Raw genomic sequence first — 5,353 nt, 5'->3', positions numbered from 1 at the left:
AAGAAGGAAGAAGGAAGAAGGAAGAAGGAAGAAGGAAGAAGGAAGAAGGAAGAAGGAAGAAGGAAGAAGGAAGAAGGGAGAGGGAAGAAGGAAGAAGGAAGAAAAACAATTCAACTTTTTTAAGTTACCAATCCCAATGCCCCAATCCCAATGCCCCAATCCCAATGCCCAATGCCCTGTTTGGCCAATGCCCAATGCCCAATTACCAATTACCAATTATCCATGACAATTGAAATCCAACCTTCAATTAATGCTAAAACCGCGATCGAAAGCCGCCGGGCGGCGCGCAGCTTCAAAGCCGATCCGATTCCCCCAGCAATATTGGCAGAGATTTTGCGGTTGGGAGTGCGATCGCCCTCGGGTTACAACTTGCAGCCTTGGCGGTTTATTGTACTTCAAGACCCAGCCAGCAAGGAAAAATTAAAAGCTTGCGCCTTCGATCAGCGCCAAGTGGTAGAAGCCCCAACAGTATTAATCTGTTGTGGCGATCGACGCGCCGCCGGGCACGAAAACACCGAAGCCGTCATCGAATTGGGCAAAGCCGCAGGCGCAATGAATGACAATTTAGCCGGTTATATGCGACAAGCAATCCCGCGATTGTTCGAGAACCGTCCCTGCTTTGAGTCCCTAGAAACTTGGACAAACAGACATACAATGCTCGCAGTAGCTCACTTAATGATTGCAGCTAAAAGCTTTGGAGTAGACAGTTGTCCGATGGAAGGTTTTGTCAGCGCTAGGGTGAAAGAAGCCTTTCAAATTCCCGAAGAAGTAGATGTTTGCTGTTTGCTGCCGCTTGGTTATGCAGCAGCACCTTTCAAACAATATGGCGGGCGTTTTGACGTGACTCAAGTTTATTACAGCGAAAGTTATGGACAGGCGTTGCAAGTTGAGATTTGAGAGTTGAGATTTTGTAGCAACTTGAATTTTAAGAGTTAAGATTTGCAATGAATCGGTGCCAAAGTTCAAACAAATCAAAAAGCCAGACTGTTAGGCAACCTCAAATCATGTCCGGTCGAGCGACGGCGATTTTTGTAGGGGCCCGTGAGCCAACAATACCTGCCCACAATCTCCCATCTGAAAAACCTGCCCCGACCGGGATATTATGGTTAATCGCTCGGACATGATATCAAATCTAAAAGTCAAAATCTAAAATCGCAAGTGGTGAGTTCAGAGAGAGGAAAAAATATGACAGTAGCAACGATCCAAAGCAAGGCACAAATTCTCGAAGTAAAGTTGCAGCAGCACTTGCAAGCAGCCGGCTTAAAAAATTTACCGCTTTATATTAGTTGCGATTTTCGAGATGAATCTTTAACGGTTGTGGGAGAACACCCGCGCAGTTTAGTTCTCAAAGCAAAACCGACTTTTGCGGTGCTAGAAGCGGCAATTCTCGAAATTGAACCGGAAGCTATTCAACAGATTGGACTTTGCCTAAAAATTACCGGGCAAAAACAGCCTTATGCTTTCCATTCTTTTACCATGCACCACCCGGTTTTGTCAAGACCCAAAACAGTGGATTTGTTCAAAAAAACCGAGAATATCCCTGTAGCAGAAACGGGGATAGTTTTAACAGAAAATGCGGCCCAGACGGCGGATGTAGAGGAAAAGATAGGGTTAGGAACGGATATTAAAGACGCGGGGGGTGAAGAATATTTTCCCGATTTGTCTGAGAGTTCGAGCAATTCCGATCCGATCGCCTTTAAGGTAGCTGCAATACCGACAGATATTGCAGACAATCCCTTCAATCCGCTGGATATGGAAGCGGTAACAGTTGCCGAAAAACCCAAGCATTCACCCTTGGCGATGCTGGCAGCAGCAGGAATCGTCAGCATCGCGGCGCTAGTTTTGGCAGGCGGTTATTATCTGCTGAGCCGCCCCTGTGTCATCGGAGGATGTCCTGCATTAGCTAATTCCAAACAGTTGAGCGAGAATTCGGCGAGGACTCTGAAAACGTCAAAAGTTGCCAACAGCCCCGAAGAAGCGCAGCGACAGTTAAAACAGGCGATCGCTCTTTTAGAACCGATTCCCTCATGGTCAAGTCATCGCGGTGAAGCTCAAAGCGCCCTGGAAAAGTACCGTTTGCAAAATCAGCATTTAAACTCTGCGATCGATGCAGCGCGCCTGGCACAGTCAGCAGCCCAGAAAACCCAAAATCCGCCTTATTCTGCTGAGGACGGGCAGGAAGCACAAGCTCTGTGGCAAAGTGCGATCGCCCAACTCGGAGAAATCCCCAGAGACAGCCCCGTTTATCCGTTTGCTCAGAGAAAAGCGAAGGAATACCGGAAGAATTTAGTAACAGGAAATCGGCAGTTAAGCACAGAGAAACAAGCGGAAAAAACGCTGCTCGCCGCCCAAAATACAGCCCAAATAGCAGAAGCTCGCGAAGCAGTAGCTCAGACAGCCGAGACTTGGGCTCAAGTGCAAGCAGGTTGGGAAAAATCCCTCGCAATCCTATCAGAAATTCCCACGGACACAACATCTTACCAACAAGCTAAACTGTTAGTTCCCAAATACGAAACCAAACTTTCAGAAGCGATCGAGCGCAAAAATGTCGAAGGAATTTCGGAAAATGCCTATACTCAAGCTGTGACTTTAGCAGCCCAAGCTCGAATTTTTGAGGGCAAAAACGCCTGGTTTAAAGCATCAGAATACTGGCGGCGAGCTTTGAGTTACGCGGAGCAAGTGCCGGCGGCAACTTCCTATTCCCAAAAAGCCCAACCGCTGCTCGCTTCCTACACAACTTCCTTGCAGGAAGCAGAAGTAAGGTTGCAGGAAGAAAGAAAGCTGCAAAAAGCCCGCACGGATTTAGATAGAACTTGTAAAGGCAACCCCAAGATTTGCGACTATACTGTTAGCAAAGGTTTGATCGCGGTGCAGATGACTCCTAATTACGTGCAGAAACTGCAACAAACTTTCATCCAAGCGGAAAACAACAACGCTCCCAAGACTCGCCAAGCTGTAGAAAAGCACGTTGAAACATTGCAAAAAGCCTTGGAGGCGATCGCCGAAAACGCCAAAATCCCGCTGCAGGTGTACGATGGCGAAGGCAAGCGGATTGGGAGTCACGAGCCGAAGTAAGCTGTTACGGTATTTAATTTGAGTTTTTGGGGCGGGCTAGAAGCAACGCCCCACTCATTGTTTCAAGAAACATGATTGTTAAAATTAGATGCGCGCTAACAACTTAGAACATCCGAACACACACTACAATTTCGGCAATCAAAAAGTATAAAAGGATGTTAGCAATCAAATGCTAGAAAAGATCAAACTTCATAACTTCAAAAGTCATCAAGATACAGAACTTAGTTTAGATGATTCACGCCTACACGCACTCGTAGGACAAAACAGTTCGGGTAAAACATCAGTGTTGCAAGCATTGCATTATCTCAGTCAGCTTGCTAATTCATCATTTGACAATATTTTTCAGCATGAAAGAGCGCCTCAATTTATTACAACAATTGGGCAAGATAATATGTCTGTTACTGCAAGTGGTTTTTGGAAAAACCGAGAGCTAAATAATTGGGAAGCTTCCTATAACTGGACACAAAAAGTTGATCGTGTTTGGTATCCTATAGCATCATGGAAGGCCGATAAAAACCAGGAAGATAGGAAACAAATGTCTAAAACTTCCTTTCTCACTAAGGAAGAGCCAATTCAGCAATTTTTGAGAAACGCAGTTAATCTTAAACTGGTAGCCAGTAATCTTGCTAAAGCAGCTTACAGTGATGCAATTACACCGCGAGTTGAGTTCGATGGTTCAGGGTTAGCACCTACCTTAGACTATCTTCGTGACGAAGCTCCAGATAAATTTCAATCTTTACAGGAAATGTTGAAACGGATTGTACCAGGTGTACGCGAGGTAGGGGTAAGGCGAGCTAAAGTTATGGTCAATCGCCAACGCTTAATCGAAGTCGATGGCAAATCTATCTCCTACGAAGAAAGTCAGGAAATTGTAGGGAAAGAAGTTGTCCTGGACATGAATACTGGTAAGCGTATACCAGCCCATGCCATTAGCGAAGGAACAATGCTCGCTCTCGGATTACTGACTGTTTTGATGAATCCCAATCAACCTAATTTAGTGTTACTAGATGATGTTGAACAGGGACTCCATTCAACAGCGCAACGAGAATTAATCGCTGTTTTCAAGGAAATTATTCAAGAAAACAGCAACCTGCAAATTATTTTTTCGACCCATTCTCCTTACATTGTCGATGAACTTATTCCTTCTCAAGTCCACGTATTAAGTAACAACAATTTAGGTGTGACTCGTTGCAAACGATTGGATGAACATCCTGAGGTAGAATGGGCAAAACAAACTTTAACCACTGGCGAATTTTGGGATTCTGTGGGGGAAGATTGGGTGGTTGCAGGAGAAAGAAATGATTGAGTTTGTGGTGATTGTAGAAAGTAGCGCAGATGCACGAACCGCTACTAAATTAGCCGATCGCGTTTTAGTAGAAAACATTGATTGGTTAGAACCTGAGATGCTGCAACATCTATTTCAATGGAGTGGTTTAGAAGAAAATACAGAGCATTCTTGCTGGAAAAATATTAGTCATATCATTGAGCGTGAAAAAGAATCAGGATTTCAGCCACCCAGATTTTTACGTCGTGCTAACCCTCGCCAGCAAACATTACAACCTGATGGAGCAAATACTATCAAAATTCTTAATTTAGTCAGTTATCTTCAAAAAACACGACAGATTAAAGCAGTTCTCCTGATCCGGGATTTAGACAATCAACCTCAGCGAAGAGAAGGTATTGAGCAAGCACGTTCTGAACACATCAATCGACAACCTAAATTAGAAATTATTATTGGTACAGCCGAGCGAATGCGGGAAGCTTGGGTTTTGAATGGGTTTATTCCATCTAATCAAGAGGAAGGACAAATCCTTAAAGAGATAACGACACAATTGACGTTTAATCCTTGCGAGGAGTCACACAGACTACGCAACTCATTGACAGAACCCGATCGCCTTAGAAATCCTAAAGTAGTTGTCGAAAAGCTAACAGGTGGCAGAATGGAGCGCGAACAACAGTGCTGGGAAGAGACGAGTCTGGAATATCTGCGAGAAAAAGGCGATCGTACAGGCTTAACAGCCTATATTAAGGAAATCGAGGCACGATTAATTCCAATCATTGAATCTGCTGAATAAATTTCAGAGAGAGTCTCCGAGTTGTTGGACCAAAATCTAAAATCTAAAATCTAAAATCTAAAATCCCGAGAGTCTCCGAGTTGTTGGACCAAAATCTAAAATCTAAAATCTAAAATCTAAAATCCCGAGAGTCTCCGAGTTGTTGGACCAAAATCTAAAATCTAAAATCTAAAATCTAAAATCCCGAGAGTCTCCGAGTTGTT

At 44.2% G+C, this 5,353-nt stretch carries 4 protein-coding genes and 1 pseudogene; all 5 read left to right on the top strand.

What is annotated here, in order from left to right; all coding sequences use genetic code 11:
- A pseudogene (locus QUB56_RS36165) lies at nt 1–226 on the top strand (hypothetical protein); the annotation flags it as partial.
- Nucleotides 223–897 carry a nitroreductase family protein gene (locus QUB56_RS36160; RefSeq protein WP_332961179.1) on the top strand — a complete coding sequence of 225 codons (675 nt, stop codon included), beginning with the start codon at nt 223–225 and terminating at the stop codon, nt 895–897. The pseudogene QUB56_RS36165 and the gene QUB56_RS36160, both read left to right, overlap by 4 nt.
- Before the next feature lie 288 nt (nt 898–1,185).
- On the top strand, nt 1,186–3,075 hold the full coding sequence (locus QUB56_RS36155; protein ID WP_332961178.1) for a hypothetical protein: 1,890 nt from the start codon (nt 1,186–1,188) through the stop codon (nt 3,073–3,075).
- A gap of 169 nt (nt 3,076–3,244) precedes the next feature.
- Nucleotides 3,245–4,381 (top strand): AAA family ATPase, encoded by a 1,137-nt coding sequence (locus tag QUB56_RS36150; RefSeq protein ID WP_332961177.1) that lies wholly within the window; start codon nt 3,245–3,247, stop codon nt 4,379–4,381.
- Nucleotides 4,359–5,150: a hypothetical protein gene (locus QUB56_RS36145; protein WP_332961176.1), complete on the top strand. Its 792-nt coding sequence runs from the start codon at nt 4,359–4,361 to the stop codon at nt 5,148–5,150. Before QUB56_RS36150 ends, QUB56_RS36145 begins: the two co-directional genes overlap by 23 nt.
- Nucleotides 5,151–5,353: the final 203 nt, after the last annotated feature.

The organism is Microcoleus sp. AR_TQ3_B6 (assembly GCF_036702785.1).
GTDB lineage: Bacteria > Cyanobacteriota > Cyanobacteriia > Cyanobacteriales > Microcoleaceae > Microcoleus.
Note: the sequence above shows the minus strand (reverse complement) of the source record. Positions and strands in the feature narration are given on the sequence as shown.